We start from the raw sequence: 19616 nt of genomic DNA, 5'->3' as shown, positions 1-19616 counted from the left end.
AGTCGTTTGAAGGATGAAGTCTTCCGACTGCTTCTCCAGATTATGGGAACATCCGCTTCCGCGTTGCGCCACTGGCTGCCGTTCGCGCCTTGCCCGCAAGCGGACACTCCAAGCTGATGCAGCCGGCGGACTGCTGCCCCGGTAGTTGGAGCGGCATAGCTTCCGAGAAAGTAACGGCAACTGCGGATCGGCAGCGATCGGTATGGCCGGCCGTCAGAAGAATGAAACACCAATCGCGCCCAACGGCCCGTAATCGGCGTGGATCACATCACCTCTCCTGATGTCCACCGGGCGGGTGAAGGAGCCGCCGAGTACGATCTGTCCCTTCTTCAGCCCGGCCCCGACAGCGTGAAGCTTATTGACCAGCCAGGCGATGCCGGCGGCGGGGTGGCCCATGATCGCGGCCGAGACGCCGCTTTCCTCGATGATGCCGTTCTGGGCCAGCGTGGCACCGATCCAGCGAACATCGACGTCGAAAGGGCGGATCGTGCGACCGCCGAGCACAATCGCGCCAAAGGCGGCGTTGTCGGCGATCGTGTCGACGATCGCGCGCGGCACTTCCGTGCGGTAGTCGATGATTTCCAGCGCCGGCACGACGAACTCGGCGGCACGCATCACGTCATGGACGCGGCAGGACGGGCCGGAAAGGTCTTCGCCCATGATGAAGGCCAGCTCGACTTCGAGCCGCGGCTTGATGAAGGTCTCGGCCTTGATCTGGGCGCCGTCGTTGTAGAGCGCGTCGTCGAGGATGCGGCCATAATCCGGCTCGGTCATCTTCGACGCCATTTGCATCGCTCGGGAGGTCAGCCCGATCTTGTGGCCGGCCAGCCTCGCACCGGCAGCGATCCGTGCCTCGGCCCACAGATCCTGCACGCGATAGGCGTCCTCGATCTCCATCTCTGGGAAGGTCTTCGACAATTGAGGGCACGCTATGCGTTCGCGCTCCGCTCGCAGGATGGCGTCCGCAGCCTTGTGGCGGTCGTCTTCGGTCAGCACGGCAGGCATCCTTTTCGGTCAGGCCTACTTGATTGGCGGCCGGGGCAGGACAGCCTCTCCCGGCTCCATCACATAGGTGTAGTCGAGCGCGTACCAGGGCGACGCGACGGTGCCATCGGCCGGATGCGGCTCGTCATGGCGAACGAAGTCGCCCAACAGCGCCTTGGTCACGCCGAACTGCACGTCGGAATCGATGTGGGGATCATTGGCGTCGTAGACTTGGGAAACCAGCACCTTGAAGCCGGGCTTGAAGATCAGCGCATGCAGATGCGCCGGCCGCATCGGGTGGCGGCCTTGTGCCTCCAGCAGACGACCGACCACGCCATTGGTCGGGATCGGATAGCCGACCATCATCACCGAGCTGAACCAGAAGCGTCCCTCGGCATCCGTCGTGAACTTGCCGCGCAGGTTCATCTCAGCCTGCTCAGGGTCCTGGTTTTCATAAAGGCCGACAGGCGAGGCATGCCAGACATCGACCTCGGCGCCCTCGATCGGCTGGCCTGAGCCATCCACCACCCTCGCCGTGACGAAAAGCGGCTCGCCAGGCGTGTCCGACCTGACGATCGTGCCGCCATTAGCGACATGCGGCGCGTTCAGCCGCCAGAACGGGCCGAGCAAGGACTGCGAGGTTTCCGTGTTGCCGCCATCGCCATTGTTCAGAAGGCAGACGAGCGAGGAGATACCGAGCGAGCCCGCCATCAATACGAACTCGTTATGTGTGTCGGAGACGAGCGCCCCGATCTCGTTCAGCACCGCCGTCGCTTCGCGAAACTCGGCCTCGGTTAGGCGAACATCGCGGACGAAGCCGTGCAGATGCGTTACCAGCGACGTCATGATCTCACGCATCCGTAGGTCGCGCGTCCGCTGCATGACCTCCAACACGGCCGGCGTGACGTCGTGGTGCCCTCTGATCAGCATCGATCCATCTCCGTCAGCTTCACCGCTGGTGCCGATAGCGCACCCGGTTGTCCAAGTCCGGGCACCGACCTCTGTCGAAGCCTTACCTGGCTTGCCAGTTCTTCATCATCTCCTTCGGTCGCTCCTATTGGAGCATCGCCCATGACTCCCCTACCGGTCAGGCGAAGCCCGAGACCTCATGAGCGACGTAGGGCTCCTCCAAAGCGGCGATATCGGCTGGCGATAGCGTCACCGACAATGCCGAGAGCGCGTCGTCGAGCTGTGCCATCTTGGTAGCGCCCACCAGCGGCGCCGTGACGCCCTCTTTGTGAAGCAGCCAGGCGAGAGCGATCTGGGCCCGCGGCACGCCGCGTTCGTCGGCGATCACGCCGAGGCGATCGACCACCGCGCGGTCGGCGTTCTTGGACTTGTCGTAGAAGCCCTTGCCGACCTCGTCGGTGGCGGCGCGGGCCGTCGCCGGCTCGTCCTGCCAGGGCCGCGTCAGGCGCCCACGCGCCAGCGGCGACCAGGGTACCACGCCGATCCCCTCGGAGCGGCACAGCGGCAGCATCTCCCGCTCTTCTTCCCGATAGAGCAGATTGAGATGGTTCTGCATCGAGACGAACGGGGCCCAGCCGTGCTGGCGCTGCAGCCCGAGCACCTTCATGAACTGCCAGGCATGCATCGATGACCCGCCGAGATAGCGGGCCTTGCCGGCCTTCACGACGTCGCTGAGGGCCTCCAGTGTCTCCTCGATCGGCGTCTCGTAGTCCCAGCGGTGAATCTGGTAGAGATCAACATAATCGGTACCAAGGCGCTTCAGGCTGGCGTCGATCTCCGCGAAGATCGCCTTGCGCGACAGGCCCTGCCCGTTCGCATCGGGACGCATGCGGCCATAGACCTTGGTGGCGATGACCACGGCCTCGCGCGTGGTGAAGTCGCGGATGGCGCGGCCGAGCACCTCCTCGCTCGCCCCGTCCGAATAGACATTGGCCGTGTCGAAGAAGTTGATGCCGGCGTCCAGCGCCGTGCGGATGAAGGGACGGCCCTCCTCCTCGCGCATCACCCAGCTGTGATTGCCGCGCGTCGGATCGCCATAGCTCATGCAGCCCAGCGCGATGCGGGAGACTTTCAGACCGGTACGGCCGAGATTGCGGTATTCCATGATGTCCTCGGAATGGATCGAAGGCCGGTTCAGTCGGTGAAGATCGCGCTGTCCATAAGCTGCGGATCGCGCGGGATCAGCGGCATGAAGTCCATGCGCTCGAGGATATCGTGGCGAATGTCGATGCCGGGCGCGACCTCGCTCAGGACAAGCCCCTCGTTCTCGAGATGGAAGACGGCCCGCTCCGTGACAAAGACAGCCTTGTGGCCGCGCTTCAGCGCCTGCTTGCCGGAATAGGTGATCTGCTCGACCTTGCGGACAAGCTTGCGCACGCTGCCGTGCTGGGAGATGGCGAGCTTGCCGCCACCGACCTCCAGCTTGCTGCCCTTGGTGTCGAAGGTGCCGCAGAACACGACCTTCTTGGCGTTCTGGGCGATGTCCATGAAGCCGCCGGGGCCGACCGTCAGACCGCCGAGCTTCGAGACGTTGACGTCGCCCGCTTCGTCCAATTCGCCGAAGCCGAGAAAGGCGGTATCGAGCCCGCCGCCGGCATAGAAGTCGAACTGCGAGGGACCGTCGATCATGGCCGAGGCGCTCCTCGCGAAGCCGAAGAGCAGTCCCACGAGCAGCGAGCCGCCATAGGTTCCGTGCTCGATGGTCTGGTAGTAGCGCCCCACCTCGCCGCGCTCGGCGACCATCTTGGCGACGCCCTCACCGATGCCGACGCCGAAATTGATGACGTCGCCCTCGGTCAGTTCCTGATAGGCACGGCGTGCGATCAGCGAGCGGATGTTGAGCGGATCCGGCGGATTGAGCGGCGTCGGGCCGCGGCGCTCGCCGGAGATCAGCGGATCATAGGGCAGATCGTAGCTCATGCGCTGGTCGGGATCGACCACCACGGCATCGACGATGGCGCCGGGAACCCGGACCGAGCGTGCCGGAAGCGAATTCACATCCACCGCCGTGCGAACCTGCGCGATGACGATGCCGCCGGAATTATGCGCCGCAAGCGCCGCGGCGTAGACATCCACATTCGCCGCCTCCTGATCGAGGCTGATATTGCCGTCGGCATCGCCAAAGGAGCCGCGGATGATCGCGACGTTGATCGGGAAGGATTTGTACCAGAGCAACTCCTGCCCGCCGAGATTGACGACCTCGACCAGGTCCTCCTTGGCGGAGGCGTTCATCTTGCCGCCCTGGTGCCGCGGATCGACGAAGGTGCCCAGGCCGACATGGGTGAACAGCCCCGGTCGCTGCCCGCCGATCTCGCGATAAAGCTGCATCACGCAGCCGCTCGGCAGGACATAGGCCTCGATCTTCTCGTCGCGCGCCATCTCCTGCATTTTCGGCGACCAGACCCAATGGCCGCCGATGACGCGCTTGACGAGCCCCTCATGGGCGAAATGGTTCATCCCCTCGGTCTTCTTGTCGCCGATCCCGAGCGCGTGCAGCACGGTGAGGTTGCGCGGATAGCCGGTCGAGAGGAAGCGACGCGAGACAGCGCGAAAGGTGTGCGTGGCCTCCATCAGGCCACCACCACCACCGATCAGCGCAACGGTGTCGCCGTCCTTGATCATCGCGACGGCCTGATCGGCCGTCTTGAACTTGTTGCGGGCCATCAGACGGTCTCCGCCGGCGCGGCGTCTGGCTTGCGGGGAACCATCAGCTGGTGCTCACCCTCCTGCACCACCTCGCCATGCTGGTTGAGGAGCTCGATGGCGATGATCAGGATGCCCATGTCGTCTCGGCTCTTCGGAATGCGCATGTCGGCGACGCGGAACTTCACCTGCAGCGTGTCGCCGATGCGGATTGGCTTCCTGAACTTCCAGCTCCAGCCCAGCGCGATGCCATCGCGGAAGAAGCCGGACTGCACCTTCATGCCGTCGGTGAGGGAAAGGCCCATCAGCCCATGGGCGATACGCCCGCCGAAGACGGTCGACTGCGCATAGACCTCGTCCATGTGGATCGGCGAGAAATCGCCCGCGACGCCGGCATAGGCCAGGACATGGCCCTCGGTGACGGTGACGCGCGGCGTCAGGCGCTCGTCGCCGATCTCGATCTCGTCGTAAAACTTGCCCGGGAGCATGATGGGTCCTTTGGAAAACGGTCGCCCTAGCGGGCACGCAGCGCAACGCGGTCGTCAGTGCAGGAGCTGGCCAAGAAAGGCCTGTGTGCGGGGGTTTTGCGGGTTCGCGAAGAAGGGCTCCGGCTGTCCGCTCTCGATGATCTCGCCGCGATCCATGAAGATCACGCGATCGGCCACCATGCGGGCAAAGCCCATCTCATGGGTGACGCAGAGCATAGTCATGCCGTCCTCGGCGAGGCCGACCATGGTGTCGAGCACCTCCTTGACCATCTCGGGATCAAGGGCGGAGGTCGGCTCGTCGAACAGCATGATCTTAGGCGTCATGCACAAGGCGCGTGCGATCGCCACCCGCTGCTGCTGGCCGCCGGAGAGCTGCGCCGGATATTTCTGCGCCTGGTCCCCGATCCGCACCCGGGCGAGGAAGCGCAGAGCCAGTTCCAGCGCCTCCTTTTTGGAGGTGCCGCGCACCTTCATCGGCGCCAGCATGCAGTTCTCGATCACGGTCAGATGGGGGAAGAGGTTGAACTGCTGGAAGACCATGCCGACCTCGGCCCGCACGGCATCGATATTCTTCTGCCCGGCACCCAGGTCGTAGCCATCGACGACGAGCCGACCCTGCTGATAGCGCTCGAGGCTGTTGATGCAGCGGATCAGCGTCGACTTGCCCGAGCCGGACGGGCCGCAGATCACGATGCGCTCGCCGCGGGCGACCGTCAGGGAGATGTCCTTCAGGACCTGGAAGTCGCCGAACCATTTTTGAAGCGCCGCGATCTCGACGATCGGCGCCTGGGCGGACAGATCCGCGCGGCTTTTTTGATCAGACATGAGTTACTCGTTTGGAAAAAGGCGGGCGGCATGACGCCGCCCGCGCGCCGCTTACTGCACCACCGAGATCGGAAGAGCGGCCTCGCCCTCGCCAGTCGTCGGCATCTTGGCGAGCTCGCCGCCGATCCACTTCTTGTAGAGGGCAGGCAATTCACCGCTGGCGAGCTTGCGGGCGACGAAATCGCTGAGGTAATCGGCCCATTCGCGCGATCCGGGGCGCACTGCGAAGGCGTTGTAGGCTCGCGCCACGACGAACTTCTGCTCGAACTTGCCGGGTCCGACCACCTGGGCGATGTTGGGCACCTGCGTCGCCGCGCCACCGATCATGTCCACCTGCCCGGCGATCAGCGCCTGCACGGTGCTGGCGTCGTCGTCGAAGCGCTGGATCGTCGCGCCCGCCGGTGCCGCCTTGGTGATGGCGATGTCCTGCGGCGTGCCGCGCGGAACGCCGACGCGCACGCCCTTCAGGTCATCCCAGCCTTTGATGTTGGCGCCGACCTTGCCGATATAGATCGTGTCGTTGGTGGTGTAGGGCCGCGAGAACAGCACGACCTTCTGCCGATCGGCGAAGATGCCCATCACCGCCGCCAGCACGTCGACCTGGCCGGTCAGCAGCGCCGCGACGCGGTTGCTGGAGGTGACCGGCGTCACCTCTGCCTTGACGCCGAGATCCTTGGCGAGCATCTCGCCGAGCTCGATGTCGAAGCCGGTCAGCTTGCCCGAGGCGTCGCTGAAGCCCCACGGAACCTGGGAGACCTGCGAGCCGATCTTGAGTACGCCGCCCTTCTTGATGGACTCGACGGTCTGCGCGGCTGCCGCGCCCGCCAGGGCCGAAGCCGCGGCCAGCAGCATAGCCGAGGCCAGGGCGGTGCGACGGAACGATTGAACCCATGTCATTGCTGTTTCCTCCGGTTGGTCTTGTTTCGGGGTCGTCAGGTCTTCACGGCGAAGCGCTTCTCGAGGCGCATGCTCAGGCGTGAAAGCGGGAAGCAGAGAACGAAGTAGACAAGCCCTGCACAGCCATAGGCGAGCAGCGGCTTGTAGGTCGCGCTGGCGATGATCTGGGCCGAGCGGGAGAGTTCGACGAAGCCGATGATGGCGGCGAGCGAGGTGCCCTTGATCAGCTGCACCATGAAGCCGACGGTCGGAGCGACCGAGATCCGCATCGCCTGCGGCAGCACCACGTTGCGCATGCGGGAGACGTAGCTCAGGCCGAGCGCATAGGCGGCTTCGCTCTGCCCGCGCGGTACGGCCTGGATGCTGCCGCGCCAGATCTCGCCGAGGAAGGCGCTGGCGTGCAGCGTGAAGCCGATCGCGACCGCGACCCAGGGATTCACCTTGTAGCCGAGCACAGGCAGTCCGTAGAACACCAGGAAGAGCTGCATCAGCAGCGGCGTTCCCTGGAAGAAGTCGATGTAGAAGGCCGCGCAGCGCTGAAGCCACGTCTTCTCCGAGGTGCGCATCAGCGCGATGGCGAGCCCGACGATGCCACCGCCGGCGAAGGCGATGAGAGAGAGAAGGATCGTTGCCTGCACGCCGGAGAGGATGGCGAGCGCTTCCGGCAGGCCGAATTGCCTGATCATGCCGCCTCACTTCACCGGGTACGAGAAATAGAGACGGTCAACGAGCTTGAACAATGTCGCAAAGCCGAACGACATCGTCAGGTAGAGGATCGTCGCGACGATGTAGATTTCGAAGCTGCGGAAGGTCAGCGTATCGATCGACTGGGCGATGGATGTCAGTTCCTCAGCCGAGATCGACGAGACGATGCTGGTCGTCAGCAGGGTCAGGACGAACTGGCCCGACAGAGCGGGAAAGATGATCCGCAAGGCAGGCTTCAGCACGATGTAGCGGAAGACCTGCAGCGGCTTCAGGCCGAGCGCCGTGCCAGCCTCGTACTGGCCGCGCGCGATCGCATCGATGCCGCCGCGGATCACTTCCGCTGAGAACGCGCCGCAGTTGAGGCTCAACGCCAGGACGGCGGCGCTCCAGGGCTGAAAGCTGATGCCCAGCGCCGGCAGGCCGAAGAAGATGAAGAAGACCTGCACCAGGAACGGCGTGTTCCGGATGACCTCGACATAGGTGCCGGCGGCCATCCGTGCCGCCGCGAAGCGGCTCTGCTTGGCCAGCGCGGTCAGGATGCCGATCATTAGCCCCGCCGCGATCGAGATCGCCGACAGCAGGACGGTGAGCCAGCAGCCCCGCAGCAACTGCTCCCAATAGGGAAGCAGCACCGAGAAATCGAACTGATACGTCAAGGTTTCCTCCGGGCGCCCCGGTCTTTCGCCAGGGTCGCGGGTTCAAGGGATGCGGAAAAACTCCCGGTAGAGGGGAATCTGCTCGGCGAGCATCGGCAGACCGGGATGCGTGCGCATCCCGCGCCGAGCGGACTCGCGCAGCAGCCGCGTCTGCGGCGGCTTCATGATGATGTCGGCGATGACGACGTCCGGCTTCAGCCCGTCGATCGCGAATGGCAGCGGATCGGTCTCGCGCAGACCCAGAGGTGTCGCGTTCACGACGACGTCGCTGGCAGGATCGGGAGAGTCCGACGCTCGGGCCAGATCGGGCCAATGCGCACCGAGCCGAACAACGAGTGCCTGGGCGCGCGAATGCTCGACATCGACGATCGACAGCGCCGATGCACCGGCGCCCAGTATGGCGGCCGCGATCGAGACGCCGGCGCCGCCTGCACCAACGAGCGTGAAGCGCTTGCCGGCGATACTGTGGCCGGCGCTGAGCAGGCCGCGGACGAAGCCTTGCCCGTCGAAATTATCGCCCAGCCAGGCGCCGTCCGGCTCGCGCCGCATCGCATTCACGGAACCGGCCATCTTCGCGGCGCCGGTAAGGCGATCGGCCTGCCGGCCGAGGGCGAGCTTGTGCGGCACCGTGACAAGAAAGCCATCGAGATTACCCATGTGCTTCAAGCCGTCGACGACGATCTCCAGATCACCGGCCGTCGCGGAAATCGGCACAAGCACCGCATCCATACCCCGCTCGGCAAAGAGGCGGTTCATCAGCTCCGGCGCCATGACCTGCGTGACTGGGTCGCCGATCACGGCGAAGAGGCGGGTGCGCCCCGTGATCTCGCGCCCGCCATGAACGCCGTTATCCGTGCCGGAAACTCGCAACCTGGTCGCCACCGATCCGCTCACATCAGAACTGGAATTGATTCCATAAAGATCATAATTCCAGACAGGTCAAGATGAGTGACACAGCGTTCCAATTTGAATACAGTCCAATTGGAATGGAGCACCCATGGATCGGGCGATCGCGATCATTGAGCTTTTGTCGCGCCATGCCGGCGGTCTGCCGCTGATGGCGATCGCCGACTCATTGGCGATCCCACGCAGCGCGACGCACCGGCTCCTCGCCGATCTCAAGGAAGAGGGTTATGTCCGCCAGGAGTTCGACGGGGGCGCCTATCGGCTTACGGCGAAGATCGTCGCACTGGGTTTCAGCCATCTCGCGGCCACCGGCGTCACCGCGCGGATTCAGCCGATCCTCGACGGGCTCGCCGACCACACCGGCGAGCTCGTGACCATGGCCGTCATCCACGACCGCAAGCTGATCCGTGTGGCAAAGGCGCAGGGAGCAAGGCGCGGCCTGCTCTACAATCCGGACGAAGGCGCCGAGGTTTATCTCGCTGCGACGTCGAATGGTCATGCCTGGCTCTCTTGCCTCGATGAGGACGAAGCCATGCAGCTCGTTGCGAGGCAGGGTCTGAAACGGGACGGATACGGCCCACATGCCCCTCGCTCGATGCGCGAGCTGCTCGGTTTCGTCGAGACGGCGCGCGCGCTCGGCTACGCCAAGATCTTCGAGACCTATGAGCGGGGGACGTCAGCCATTGCCATTCCCGTGTTCGGCGTCGGCTCGCAGCGCCCGATCGGTACGATCAGCGTCGCCGGCCCGGTCATCCGCATGACCAGCGAGGCGATGGACCGTCTGCTGCCCCAGCTTCGCGAAGGGGCGGCGGCGATCGCCGAGGTCAGCCAGGACCTTCCGATCTTTGCCGAGGCGGTGAGCTGAGATGTCGAGCCGGATCAGAGCTCTTGGCATGCTCGAGGTGCTGTCTCAGGCGCCGGCCGGTCTGCCGCCGCGGGAGTTGGCCGCGGTGCTGAAAATTCCGCAAGCTGCCGCCGAGAGAACGGTGCAGGGGCTGATCGATGGCGGCTTCCTGTTCCGTGCGTCAGACGGTGCGGTCCGTCTCAGCGTCAAGCTCGCGGCGCTCGGACTAGCCTATCTCGGCACCAGCGGCATTACCGATCTCGTCCAGCCAATCCTCGACGATCTGGCGAAACGGACCGGTGAATTGGTGCGGCTCGCCGTCGTCGAGAGCGATCATCTCACTTGGGTCGCGAAGTCCCAGAGCGCCCAGAGCGGTTTGTTTTACGTCCCGCACACCGAGCCGGAGGTGTACCTTGCCGCCACGGCGAACGGTCAGGCCTGGCTGGCAACCCTCGATGAGGCGAAGATCCGGGCGGTGGTCGAGAAGCAAGGCCTGGATCGACCGGATCTGGGGCCGAACGCGCCGCGCACGATCGAGCAGTTGCTGGAACAGATCGCTCTGACGCACAAGCTCGGCTACGCCTGCGTCACCGAGGCCTACGAGGTGGGCACATCCGCCATGGCCACCGCCATCCGCAAGCGCGGCGTCGGCCATCCGGTCGGCACGATCAGCGTCGCCGGGCCGACGATTCGGATGACGCGCGACAGGATGGCCGAGGTCGCCCCATGGCTCCGAGCCAGCGCCAATGAACTGGGAGCCGCGGCGGCCTCATCACCACTGTTTAGCCTGAACTAGGAGGCAGGAGTTTCCGCCGAGCGACCGTGCTCCTCGTTGCTGGCTTGCGCCAGGAGTGGACCTTTAATCAGTGCCGCGTAGCGGACATGGTATCGAGGCTGACGGAGCCGGGTGCCACCGGCCTGCAATCTTCAGACCTGGAAGCTCCTGATCAGCCGCGCCAGATCGGCCCGGAACTGCTGATGAAGCTGGATGACGCCTGCCGTTGAAAGATCGGCATCCAGGATGACCGGAAGCCCGCAGGAGAGCAGCTGGTAACCTTCCCCCGTCAAAGACAGACGCCTCAATCGGGCATCTTCCGGATCGGCAAGAACGGCGACCAGTCGCCGACGGAGGAGTGGCTTGAGGCTCGCGGTGACGGTGGTCCGGTCGGCGCCTAGAGCAGCGGCGACCTCACCGATCGATGGCGGCGCATCCGCGTCGAGACAGCTCAACAGGATCAGTTGCCCGGTATTGAGGTCGAGATGTTGGAGAGCCGCGTCCGTTCTCCGAGACACAACCCTGGCGGCACGCAGGATCGAAGCCGTCATCCCTGCGGAGGCGTCGTATCCCGAGCCTGCGGCGTTTGGCCGATAGCTCACTCCGCGGCCTCCGCAAAGACGATCGGCGAAGTTGCTGCACTCGAAGGTGCTTCGACCTTGTCGGCGGCTTCCGATGCCGGCCTGATCCTGAACCAGGCCGCATAGAGCGCCGGCAGGAAGAGCAGGATGAGCACCGTGCCCACCGCCGTGCCGCCGATGAGCGTATAGGCCATCGATCCCCAGAACACCGAGTGGGTCAGCGGAATGAAGGCGAGGACGGCCGCAAGCGCCGTCAGGATGACGGGTCGCGTGCGCTGCACCGTCGCCTCGATGACCGCATGATAGTCATCCAGACCCGCGATCCGGTTCTCCTTGATCTGGTCGGTCAGGATCAGCGTGTTGCGCATCAGGATGCCAGCGAGCCCGATGAGGCCCAGGATCGCGTTGAAGCCAAAGGGCTGATTGAAAGCCAGGAGCGTCGGAACCACCCCGATCAGGCCGAGTGGTGCGGTGAACAGCACCATCGTCATCATCGAGAACGAGCGCACCTGGACCATGACGACGATCAAGGTCACGGCGATCATCAGCGGAAAGATCTTTCCGAGTGCATCGTTCGCCTTGGCCGCCTCTTCGATGGAGCCGCCCATGTCGATGCGATAGCCGGCCGGTAGCGCGGCGATCAGCGGCTGGAGAGCGGCCCGCACCTGTTTTGAGACTTCGGGAGGCTGTGTCGCTTCATTGATCTCCGAGCGAACCGTGATCGTGGGCATGCGATCGCGGCGCTTCAGGATCGGCTCCTCGAGACGGATCTCTGAGTGACCGATCTGATCGAGGGGTATCTGCCGCCCGTCCCGGCTCGTCAGGGAGAAGTCGGCGAGCCGGGTCGGGTCGAGGCGCTCGACGCCGGCGCTGCGTGCAACGACCGGCACGTTGCGGATGTCTTCCCGGACCTGCGTGACGGGAACCCCGCTCAGCAGGAACTGGAGCTGCTGACCGACCTGTGCCGGCGACAGGCCGATCAGGTTGAGGCGGTCCTGGTCCGGCACGAAGCGCAGGACCGGCGTGCGATTGCCCCAGTCGCGGTTCGCTTCCCTGACATCGGGGATACCGTGCATGATCTGCAGGGCTTGTTCGGAGATCTTATAGAGCTCCGCGGGATCGGGGCCGACGATGCGGAACTCGACCGGGAACACCGAGGGAGGCCCAAAGACGAACTGCGTGGCGCGGACATAGGCCTCGGGCGCGAGGCCGTTCGAGATCGCCGCGCGCAGGCGCTGCTTGAGCTCTTCGCGGGCATGCGCATCGGGCGTCAGCACGACGATCTTGGCGAAGGCGGGATCGGGAAGTTCCGGCGACAGCGCCAGGAAGAAGCGCGGAGCGCCCTGGCCGACATAGCTGGTGACGATCTTGGCTTCCGGCTGCCGGTTGAGCCAGTGCTCGACCTTTTGAACCGCGGCAGTGGTGGTCTCGATGCTGCTGCCTTCCGGCAGACGGATTTCGACGAGCACTTCGGGGCGGTCGGAGGTGGGGAAGAATTGCTGCTTAAGCCCGCCCATCCCGACGCCGGAGAGAGCGAAGGCGATGCCGACGATCGCGCAGGTCAGAAACTTGTGATCGACGGCGTAGGTGATCAGGCGCCGCAGGCGCCGGTAATTCGGGGTATCGTAGATGGCGTGATGGCCGCCGGAAACGGGTTTGATTTCCGGCAGCATCTTGACGCCGAGATAGGGCGTGAAGACGACCGCCACGACCCAGGACACGATCAGCGCAAAGCCGACGACCCAGAAGATGTTGCCGGCGTATTCCCCGGCCGTGGAAGAGGCGAACCCGACGGGCAGGAAGCCTGCGATCGTCACCAGCGTGCCCGAGAGCATGGGCGCCGCTGTATGGCTCCAGGCATAGGCCGCCGCCTTGAGGCGGTCCATGCCCTCTTCCATCTTCACGACCATGACCTCGATGGCGATGATGGCATCGTCGACGAGCAGGCCGAGCGCCAGGATCAGCGCGCCGAGCGTGATCCGGTCGAAGAAGCGCCCCGTTTCCAGCATGATGAAGAAGACGGCGGCCAGGGTGATGGGGATCGCCGCGGCAACCACGATACCGACGCGCCAGCCCAGGCTCAGGAGGCTGACGAGCAGCACGACGCCCAGCGCCATCGCGAACTTCATCATGAACTCGTCGATGGACGACGAGATGTTCACCGCCTGGTCCGTCACTTTTTCGAGCGACATGCCGAGCGGCAATGTCCGTCCGATCGTGGCGGTTCTGTCTTCGAGCGCCTTGCCGAGGGCGAGACCGTTCCAGCCATCCTGCATCACGGCGGCGAGCATGAGACTGGGCTCGCCCTGATGCCGGATGACGAAGCTCGGCGGGTCCTCGTAGCCGCGGCGGACATCCGCGATGTCGGACAGCTTCAGCGTCCGGCCTCCCGCGACGATGGGCGTGTCGGCGATGGCCTGGACGCCATCATAGGCGCCGTCGACCCGGATGAAGACGCGCGGCCCCTTGGTGTCGACCGAGCCCGCGGGCGTCACCGTGTTCTGCCGCTGGAGGGCGGTGACGATGTCCTGGGCGGAAATGCCGAGCGTCGCGAGCTTCGCATAGGAGAATTCGACGAAGATCTGCTGGGGACGCTCGCCGAGAATGTTGACCTTCTTCACACCTGGCACATGCAGGAGATCTTGCCGGACGGCCTCGGCCTGCCGGGCCAATTCGCGCATCGGCATGCCCTTGGCCTTCAGCGCGTAGAGCGCGAAGCTCACATCGGAATATTCGTCGTTGACGAAGGGGCCGAGCACGCCTGGCGGCAGGTTGCGCGCCTCGTCGGCGAGCTTCTTGCGCGCCTGGTAGAATTCCTCCTGGACGCGGGATGGCGGGGTGGAATCCTTCAGATTGACCGTGAGGTAGGCATAACCCGGCCGCGTCGTGGTCTCGACACGGTCGTACCAGGCGAGTTCCTGCAGCCGTTTCTCCAGCGGCTCGGCGACGAGGTCCTGCATCTCGCGGGCGGTCGCGCCGGGCCAGACCGAGGTGACGGTCAACGTCTTGATGGTGAAGCTCGGATCCTCGGCGCGCCCCAGCTTGACGAAGGCGTAGGCGCCGGCTGCAACGAGCAGAATGATCGAGAACAGGGTGACGGCCCGCTCGCGGACTGCGATCGCCGAGAGATTGAAGCTCATCGCGAGGCCGCCTTGATGTTCGAGGAGGCCCGGACCGGCTGGCCTTCGCGCAGGAGATGCGCCCCGAGGGATACGATCTGGCGCCCGGCCTGCAGCCCCGAAACCACCGCCGTCTCGCTTGTGACGCGAACGAGACGCACGGGTTGGAACGTCACGGCGGAGCCCTCATCGTTGAGAAGCCAGACGCCGGTCTTCTGTCCGTCGTCGAGAACCGCGCCGAGTGGCACCTCCGTCTCGGTGTCTGTCGCCGTATCGGCGAGGCGGATTGTCACGGTCGCGCCCAGCGGCGCCAGCGCGGCCTCGTTTTCGAGGACATAGCGTGCCTCGTAGGTCCGGGTCTGCGGATCGGCTGAATCGGACAGCTGACGCAAAGTGGCGCGGAAGCTGCGTCCCGCCATGCCGTAGAGCGTCGCCTGCGCGGCGGAGCCGATCAGAGGTCTTATCGTTTCAGGCAAGACCACCAGAGCTTCCCGCGCGCCCGTCTGCGCCAGGCGGACGACCACCTGTCCCGCGGAGACCACCTGGCCGGGCTCCGCCAGGGTCTCGACGATGATCCCGTCCGCGTCAGCGACGAGCACCGCGTAGTGGAGCTCGTTTTCCGCGACATTCGCCTCGGCTTCTGCGGCGGCGGCCTGAGCCTTGGCGGTGTCGAGTGCGGCCTTCGCCTGCTCGTAGCGCTGGGGGCTGGCGGCGAACCCGTTCTTCACGAGCACCGCGTAGCGCGCCTCGTCGGCCGTCGCCTGCGTCAGCACGGCCCGGGCGGCTATGGCCGCATTGCGCCTGGCGGTGAGCGCCAGCCGCAGGTCCGTCTCGTCGACCCGCAAGAGCGGCTGCCCCGCCTTCACCGACTGGCCGACATTGACGAGCCGCTCGACGACTTTCCCCGGGACGCGAAAGCCGAGATTGCTCTGCACGCGCGCTGCGATGATGCCCGTGAAGCGCCGGTCAGCGCCACCGACCGGACTCGCCACCGCCACGCGGACGATCGGCGGCTCCTGTCGAGGATCGATGGCCGCCGAAGGAGCGGGCTTGTGCCCTATCAACAGGACGGCGCCCCCAATTCCAGCGGCGATCACGATGCCACCGACTGCGAGCAGGGCGAGCCGGGATTTCCTTGTCATGGCGCTTACCAAATAGATTGCGTATGACATCTATGACTGCTATAGAGTTCGGACGCAATCTAATTTTTCGGAGCAGGGCATGCGCGTCTCTCGGGAGCAAGCGGCACAGAACAGGGAGCGGGTAATCGAGACGGCGAGCCGGCTCTTTCGCGAACACGGCTTCGACGGCATCGGTCTCAAGGACTTGATGGCGGGCGCCGGCCTGACGCAGGGCGGCTTCTACAAGCAGTTCGCGTCGAAGGACGAACTGGCCGCACTGGCGTCGCGGCAAGCGATCGCCAGTGCGGCCGAGCGCTGGTCGTCGGCCGTCGCTTCTCGGCCGGATGACCCGTTCTCGGCCGTGGCGGAGTTCTATCTCAGCCCGGAGCATGTCGCGGAACGCGCCGAAGGATGCCCGTTCGTCGCGCTCGCATCCGACGCGGCACGACAGGGCCCGGAGGTGAAGGCCGAGTTCGAGGCCGGCATCCGCGCGAACCTCGACATGATCGCAGGCCTGTCCGCGGAAGAAGATCGTGATGCTCTTCTGGCGAAGGTGTCGATGATGGTCGGAGCCGTCCTGCTGTCGCGCACGGTCAACGACGAGACGCTGGCACGCCAGATCCTGAACGCGGCTGGCTCACAGATCGCCGCCCATGCGAAGCCGCCCGGTGGCAAGCAGGAGGGCGTGCAGTGAGCGCCGTGGAAGCGGCGCTCGACGGACCGTCGCAGGCTTCCCAAACCGGCCTCGACCCGCTCGGCACAGCGATCGCGCTGCAACCGTTTGGCCGCCAGGCCGGTTCGGCCTCTGTGCTGCTCGGTTTCCTGCAGATGGGCAGCGTCGCCATCGGTTCGACGCTGGCGAGTGCGATGCCGTTCTCGCCGTCGGTCTCGCTCGCCGCCGTCATGACGGCTGCCTCGGTTGGAGCACTCGCGGCCTTCGCTCCCGTCTATCGCGACCGTCCGCCACGCGAAGCACAGTCTTCCGCCATCCTCGAAGCACGGATCTCGAACGATGCGTAGGGTCGTCATCACGGGAATGGGCGCCGTCACGCCACTCGGCTCCGGCGTCGGCAACTCCTGGGAGCGTCTCCTCGCTGGCCGCTCCGGCTTGCGCCGGCTCTCGGACGAGGTCGTCGGCGATCTGCCGACGAAGATCGGTGGGGTCGTGCCATCGATCGAGGAGGATCCCGAGGGCGGTTTCGATCCCGATCGTATCCTCGCGCCCAAGGACCAGCGAAAGGTCGACCGCTTCATTCTGTTCGCCATGGCTGCCGCCGACGAGGCGATCTCTCAGTCCGGCTGGGAGCCCGAGGATGAGCGGCAGAGGGCTCGCACGGCCACCATCATCGCGTCCGGCATCGGAGGGTTTCCTGCAATCACCGACGCTGTCCGAACCGTCGATACCCGCGGCGTGCGCCGTCTCTCGCCCTTCACGGTGCCATCCTTTCTCGTCAACCTTGCCGCGGGCCAGGTCTCGATCCGCCATGGCTTCAGAGGTCCGTTAGGCGCACCCGTGACGGCATGCGCGGCCGGTATCCAGGCGATCGGCGACGCGGCGCGAATGATCCGCGCTGGCGAGGCCGATATTGCGGTCTGCGGCGGCACCGAAGCCTGTATCAACATTGTCAGCCTCGGCGGTTTCGCCGCGGCGCGCTCGCTATCGACTGGATACAACGACCGGCCGGCCGAGGCCTCCCGGCCATTCGATTCCGGACGCGACGGCTTCGTCATGGGCGAAGGCGCGGGGATGTTGGTGATCGAAGCGCTCGATCACGCGCTTGAGCGGGGAGCGGCACCCATTGCCGAGTTCGTCGGCTACGGCACGACCGCCGACGCTCACCACATCACCTCGGGTCCCGAGGATGGCAGCGGCGCCCGCCGCGCGATGGAGATCGCGATCGCCCAGGCTGGAATCGCGCCGGCGGATATCCGGCATCTAAATGCCCATGCGACATCGACGCCGGTCGGTGATCTCGGCGAGATCGCTGCAATTAAGAGTCTATTCGGTGCCGCCCCCGAGTTGTCCGTGAGCGCGACCAAATCCGCGACCGGTCACCTTCTCGGCGCAGCAGGCGGATTGGGCGCCATCTTCGCCATCCTATCGCTGCGCGATCAGATCGCGCCACCCACGCTCAATCTCGAAGACCCGGATCCCGAGAGCGCTGGTGTCGACCTGGTGGCGCAACGCGCTCGGCTGATCGATGCGGAATTCGCGATGGCGAACGGGTTCGGCTTCGGCGGAGTCAATGGAAGCCTTCTGTTCAGGCGTTGGAACGGTGGCGGTTGAGGGGCCGCTCGTCTCGCTCTTCGCCGGCGGGGTGAGACTCTCACTGCGGCAGGGCTCCGGTCGCGTCGCGCGATCAACCACATTCGGGAAACGAACGAAGGCGGTCTGGCGTGATCGCGCCGAGGCGAGAGCCCTATCTGGCATCATCTATTCGAAAGGTTTTCACATGCAGAACGTGAGCGTTTCCCCTGCTGAAAGCACCTTGGGCGCGCCCTCGGGAAAATGGGCGCTCGTAACGGGCGCATCGAGCGGCCTCGGCGTCGAATTCGCCGAGCTTCTGGCGGCGCGAAAGGTCAATCTCGTCCTCACAGCGCGGCGACGAGAGCCGATGGAAAGGCTCGCCCTCGAGCTTCGCCGGAAGCACGGCGTCGAGATCCATGTCGAGCCGGTCGACCTCTCCGCTCCTGGTGCCGCCGGCCGCTTGAAAGAGAATCTGGACGCGAAGGCGCTGCGGATCGACCTTCTGGTCAACAATGCCGGCTTCGGCCTGCACGGCGACTTTCTCGACACGCCGCTCTCGCGCACCGCCGAAATGATCCAGCTCAATGTCACGGCGCTGACGGAGCTGAGCTACGTTTTCGGGCGGGACATGGCCAGCCGCGGCTCCGGCGAGATGCTTCTCGTCGCCAGCCTGTTGGCCTTCCAGCCGGTTCCCACCTATGCGGCCTATGCCGCGACGAAGTCCTATGTGCTCTCCTTCGGCGAAGCGCTCCACGATGAGTTGCGTTCACGCGGCGTCGTCGTCACCACGCTCTGCCCCGGCCATACCGAAACGGGATTCGATGCGGCTGCTGACGCGCGCGTCTCGCCGATGCTGCGCAGGCTGACCATGAAGCCTCGCCCCGTCGCCGAGGCTGGACTGAGCGCGCTGGCTGAGGCCAAGCCATCCGTCATTGCAGGTCTGCTCAACAAGATCGTCGCGCTCTCGAACCGCTTCACCACGCGATCGATGCAACGCGCTTCGATGCGAAAGGTCATGGCGCCATGAGACCGACCTCATCAGCTCGTCAAAGAGGGCAGGCGGCGTTGAGCGGACGAGTTCCGATAGTCCAGGAATGACGGTCTCAGAGTTCCTGGAATGACACAAACGGAGCCATTGATCGATGCGCCAATAGCTGAAATTGGCGCATTCCCAGAAAGCTGACCGTGACGGCTTTGGCGCAAGACGCCCGCGCCCGCCCCCCTTGCCGACATTGGGGATGTTCGCTTGTCGCCCCGATCAGGCTGCCATGGCACTTGCTCTCTGGCCTGCTTTTCTGCGGATGCTGCCAGGAAGGCTACACCCTGGTCGCGGCTGGTCGTTATGGCTGTGCTGGGCGGCGCTCCAAAGGCACCTGCACCAACGACCGCACCATTGGCCGCGTTGAGCTCGACGAGCGAATCCTCAGCGCCCTCAAACAGAGGCTGCTGACGCCTGAACTCGAGGCGGAGTTCTCGCGGACCTATCACCAAGAGTGCAATCGGGCCGCAGCCGACGCCGACGGTTTACGCTCGACCGCTTCCACCGCGATGGCCGCCGTACAGCGGAAGATCGATGGGATCATGGCCGCGATTGAGGACGGCTTGTACCGGCCGGCAACCGGCCGGCAATGAAGCAGCGACTGGCCGACGTGGAAGATGAGAAGCGTTTGCCGAGCGTCCGGCTCTCAGACACCAAAGAGCCCTCCCTCGTCCTTGTGCGTCCCAACTTGGCGGAGGCGTATTGTCGACGCGTGGCCGATCTGGAGAGCCTTCTGGACGATCCCGACTTGCGCGATGAAGAGCTGGAGGCAATTCGCTCCGTGATCGAGCGGATCGTGGTGTCGCGGCGCGATGG

At 65.1% G+C, this 19616-nt stretch carries 21 protein-coding genes; 8 read left to right on the top strand and 13 right to left on the bottom strand.

The window, feature by feature from the left end; translation table 11 throughout:
- Positions 1-213: 213 nt before the first annotated feature.
- The 10 genes from hpaH to BGO20_RS10140 form a co-directional block, all read right to left on the bottom strand.
- Entirely contained in the window at positions 214-1005 is a 792-nt protein-coding gene (gene hpaH / locus BGO20_RS10185; protein WP_465246023.1) for a 2-oxo-hept-4-ene-1,7-dioate hydratase, read from the bottom strand.
- A gap of 15 nt (positions 1006-1020) precedes the next feature.
- Positions 1021-1914 carry a dioxygenase family protein gene (locus BGO20_RS10180; RefSeq protein ID WP_291664655.1) on the bottom strand — a complete coding sequence of 298 codons (894 nt, stop codon included), beginning with the start codon at positions 1912-1914 and terminating at the stop codon, positions 1021-1023.
- 157 nt (positions 1915-2071) lie between these two features.
- Positions 2072-3058 (bottom strand): aldo/keto reductase, encoded by a 987-nt coding sequence (locus tag BGO20_RS10175; protein ID WP_291664654.1) that lies wholly within the window; start codon positions 3056-3058, stop codon positions 2072-2074.
- Positions 3059-3087: 29 nt separating this feature from the next.
- A complete protein-coding gene (locus tag BGO20_RS10170) occupies positions 3088-4617 on the bottom strand; it encodes an acyl CoA:acetate/3-ketoacid CoA transferase (protein ID WP_291664653.1) in 1530 nt (509 codons plus the stop codon).
- On the bottom strand, positions 4617-5084 hold the full coding sequence (locus BGO20_RS10165) for a MaoC family dehydratase (RefSeq protein ID WP_291664652.1): 468 nt from the start codon (positions 5082-5084) through the stop codon (positions 4617-4619). The genes BGO20_RS10170 and BGO20_RS10165 overlap by 1 nt, the downstream gene beginning before the upstream one ends.
- Positions 5085-5138: 54 nt before the next feature.
- Positions 5139-5909, bottom strand: a complete 771-nt coding sequence (locus tag BGO20_RS10160) for an amino acid ABC transporter ATP-binding protein (protein WP_291664651.1) — start codon at positions 5907-5909, stop codon at positions 5139-5141.
- Positions 5910-5960: 51 nt separating this feature from the next.
- Complete coding sequence (locus BGO20_RS10155) at positions 5961-6806, bottom strand: transporter substrate-binding domain-containing protein (RefSeq protein ID WP_291664650.1); 846 nt, start codon at positions 6804-6806, stop codon at positions 5961-5963.
- Between the two features lie 35 nt (positions 6807-6841).
- A complete protein-coding gene (locus BGO20_RS10150) occupies positions 6842-7492 on the bottom strand; it encodes an amino acid ABC transporter permease (protein WP_291664649.1) in 651 nt (216 codons plus the stop codon).
- Positions 7493-7498: 6 nt separating this feature from the next.
- Positions 7499-8167, bottom strand: a complete 669-nt coding sequence (locus BGO20_RS10145) for an amino acid ABC transporter permease (protein ID WP_291664648.1) — start codon at positions 8165-8167, stop codon at positions 7499-7501.
- 42 nt (positions 8168-8209) lie between these two features.
- Positions 8210-8965: a shikimate dehydrogenase family protein gene (locus BGO20_RS10140; RefSeq protein ID WP_291664763.1), complete on the bottom strand. Its 756-nt coding sequence runs from the start codon at positions 8963-8965 to the stop codon at positions 8210-8212.
- A 199-nt stretch (positions 8966-9164) separates the two neighbouring features.
- Here BGO20_RS10140 and BGO20_RS10135 point away from each other — a divergent pair, with 199 nt between their 5' ends.
- The gene (locus tag BGO20_RS10135) at positions 9165-9938 is read left to right on the top strand and encodes an IclR family transcriptional regulator (RefSeq protein WP_291664647.1); all 774 of its coding nucleotides are present in this window, start codon (positions 9165-9167) and stop codon (positions 9936-9938) included.
- 28 nt (positions 9939-9966) lie between these two features.
- Complete coding sequence (locus BGO20_RS10130) at positions 9967-10713, top strand: IclR family transcriptional regulator (RefSeq protein WP_291664646.1); 747 nt, start codon at positions 9967-9969, stop codon at positions 10711-10713.
- Positions 10714-10844: 131 nt separating this feature from the next.
- Here BGO20_RS10130 and BGO20_RS10125 read toward each other — a convergent pair whose 3' ends face one another.
- Genes BGO20_RS10125 through BGO20_RS10115 form a run of 3 tightly spaced genes read right to left on the bottom strand, consistent with a single transcriptional unit; the run spans position 10845 to position 15534 of the window.
- Positions 10845-11294 (bottom strand): MarR family winged helix-turn-helix transcriptional regulator, encoded by a 450-nt coding sequence (locus BGO20_RS10125; protein WP_291664645.1) that lies wholly within the window; start codon positions 11292-11294, stop codon positions 10845-10847.
- On the bottom strand, positions 11291-14413 hold the full coding sequence (locus BGO20_RS10120) for an efflux RND transporter permease subunit (protein ID WP_291664644.1): 3123 nt from the start codon (positions 14411-14413) through the stop codon (positions 11291-11293). Before BGO20_RS10120 ends, BGO20_RS10125 begins: the two co-directional genes overlap by 4 nt.
- On the bottom strand, positions 14410-15534 hold the full coding sequence (locus tag BGO20_RS10115) for an efflux RND transporter periplasmic adaptor subunit (protein ID WP_291664643.1): 1125 nt from the start codon (positions 15532-15534) through the stop codon (positions 14410-14412). Before BGO20_RS10115 ends, BGO20_RS10120 begins: the two co-directional genes overlap by 4 nt.
- A 79-nt stretch (positions 15535-15613) precedes the next feature.
- Here BGO20_RS10115 and BGO20_RS10110 point away from each other — a divergent pair, with 79 nt between their 5' ends.
- The 6 genes from BGO20_RS10110 to BGO20_RS10085 form a co-directional block, all read left to right on the top strand.
- On the top strand, positions 15614-16207 hold the full coding sequence (locus tag BGO20_RS10110; protein WP_291664642.1) for a TetR/AcrR family transcriptional regulator: 594 nt from the start codon (positions 15614-15616) through the stop codon (positions 16205-16207).
- Positions 16204-16533, top strand: a complete 330-nt coding sequence (locus BGO20_RS10105) for a hypothetical protein (protein WP_291664641.1) — start codon at positions 16204-16206, stop codon at positions 16531-16533. The genes BGO20_RS10110 and BGO20_RS10105 overlap by 4 nt, the downstream gene beginning before the upstream one ends.
- Positions 16526-17800, top strand: coding sequence for a beta-ketoacyl-ACP synthase II (gene fabF, locus BGO20_RS10100; RefSeq protein WP_291664640.1), 1275 nt, complete (start codon positions 16526-16528; stop codon positions 17798-17800). The genes BGO20_RS10105 and fabF overlap by 8 nt, the downstream gene beginning before the upstream one ends.
- Positions 17801-17966: 166 nt before the next feature.
- Positions 17967-18788 carry an SDR family NAD(P)-dependent oxidoreductase gene (locus BGO20_RS10095; RefSeq protein WP_291664639.1) on the top strand — a complete coding sequence of 274 codons (822 nt, stop codon included), beginning with the start codon at positions 17967-17969 and terminating at the stop codon, positions 18786-18788.
- A gap of 248 nt (positions 18789-19036) precedes the next feature.
- Positions 19037-19393: a recombinase zinc ribbon domain-containing protein gene (locus tag BGO20_RS10090; protein WP_291664638.1), complete on the top strand. Its 357-nt coding sequence runs from the start codon at positions 19037-19039 to the stop codon at positions 19391-19393.
- Positions 19390-19616: hypothetical protein (locus BGO20_RS10085; protein ID WP_299857580.1), on the top strand; the 227-nt coding region annotated here is incomplete at its 3' end. The genes BGO20_RS10090 and BGO20_RS10085, both read left to right, overlap by 4 nt.

This window comes from Allobosea sp. 67-29 (genome assembly GCF_001898115.1).
In the GTDB taxonomy this organism is placed as follows: domain Bacteria; phylum Pseudomonadota; class Alphaproteobacteria; order Rhizobiales; family Beijerinckiaceae; genus Allobosea.
Note: the sequence above shows the minus strand (reverse complement) of the source record. Positions and strands in the feature narration are given on the sequence as shown.

Bases quoted from the DNA above. Each gene is read 5' to 3' on its own strand.
- BGO20_RS10165 (WP_291664652.1), bottom strand. From the start codon at position 5,084: ATGCTCCCGGGCAAGTTTTACGACGAGATCGAGATCGGCGACGAGCGC.
- BGO20_RS10115 (WP_291664643.1), bottom strand. From the start codon at position 15,534: ATGACAAGGAAATCCCGGCTCGCCCTGCTCGCAGTCGGTGGCATCGTG.
- BGO20_RS10170 (WP_291664653.1), bottom strand. From the start codon at position 4,617: ATGGCCCGCAACAAGTTCAAGACGGCCGATCAGGCCGTCGCGATGATC.
- BGO20_RS10130 (WP_291664646.1), top strand. From the start codon at position 9,967: ATGCTCGAGGTGCTGTCTCAGGCGCCGGCCGGTCTGCCGCCGCGGGAG.
- BGO20_RS10095 (WP_291664639.1), top strand. From the start codon at position 17,967: ATGCAGAACGTGAGCGTTTCCCCTGCTGAAAGCACCTTGGGCGCGCCC.
- BGO20_RS10150 (WP_291664649.1), bottom strand. From the start codon at position 7,492: ATGATCAGGCAATTCGGCCTGCCGGAAGCGCTCGCCATCCTCTCCGGC.
- BGO20_RS10135 (WP_291664647.1), top strand. From the start codon at position 9,165: ATGGATCGGGCGATCGCGATCATTGAGCTTTTGTCGCGCCATGCCGGC.
- BGO20_RS10180 (WP_291664655.1), bottom strand. From the start codon at position 1,914: ATGCTGATCAGAGGGCACCACGACGTCACGCCGGCCGTGTTGGAGGTC.
- BGO20_RS10155 (WP_291664650.1), bottom strand. From the start codon at position 6,806: ATGACATGGGTTCAATCGTTCCGTCGCACCGCCCTGGCCTCGGCTATG.
- BGO20_RS10110 (WP_291664642.1), top strand. From the start codon at position 15,614: ATGCGCGTCTCTCGGGAGCAAGCGGCACAGAACAGGGAGCGGGTAATC.
- fabF (WP_291664640.1), top strand. From the start codon at position 16,526: ATGCGTAGGGTCGTCATCACGGGAATGGGCGCCGTCACGCCACTCGGC.
- BGO20_RS10160 (WP_291664651.1), bottom strand. From the start codon at position 5,909: ATGTCTGATCAAAAAAGCCGCGCGGATCTGTCCGCCCAGGCGCCGATC.
- hpaH (WP_465246023.1), bottom strand. From the start codon at position 1,005: ATGCCTGCCGTGCTGACCGAAGACGACCGCCACAAGGCTGCGGACGCC.
- BGO20_RS10175 (WP_291664654.1), bottom strand. From the start codon at position 3,058: ATGGAATACCGCAATCTCGGCCGTACCGGTCTGAAAGTCTCCCGCATC.
- BGO20_RS10120 (WP_291664644.1), bottom strand. From the start codon at position 14,413: ATGAGCTTCAATCTCTCGGCGATCGCAGTCCGCGAGCGGGCCGTCACC.